Source organism: Alicyclobacillus sp. CIJ1 (assembly GCF_057538885.1).
Genome location: NZ_BAAJPH010000071.1, coordinates 1 through 402 on the forward strand (window position 1 = coordinate 1; position 402 = coordinate 402).

The 402-nt window shown below is 58.5% G+C and carries 1 protein-coding gene; it reads left to right on the plus strand.

The window, feature by feature from the left end:
* Positions 1 to 173: 173 nt before the first annotated feature.
* Positions 174 to 402: hypothetical protein (locus tag AC27E8_RS06470; protein ID WP_487098615.1), on the plus strand; the 229-nt coding region annotated here is incomplete at its 3' end.

Here is a 402-nt window from a genome sequence, read left to right on the forward strand (position 1 = left end):
ACGCGCTGAGACTCTGGCAAGCCTTTTTTCCGGGCACCACAGGTGGTGTGGAGAAAGCATGGGCGATCCCTGCGGATCCGTCGGTGCTTGCGGCGTCGGGCGCGTTGGGCACGTCATTTGTAGGCGATCCGACGGGACAATGGTTTGCGCGTATGATACCAAGCGGACGACCTGTGTATGTTGATTGGTATCGGCCCATGCGAGAACTCAATCGAAGCGGAGCGGTGGCGTTCGCAGGCACGCTTGGAAGCGGCAAATCGGTTGGTATGAAGTATGCTGCGGATACGATGCTCCAATGGGGTGCCATTGGTGCGGTGGTAGATCCGAAACAGGCTGAGTACGGAGCGTTGGTGAAACTTTGGCCGCGCGAAAGCGTGTGGTGGACTTTTGGAAGCGGGAGCT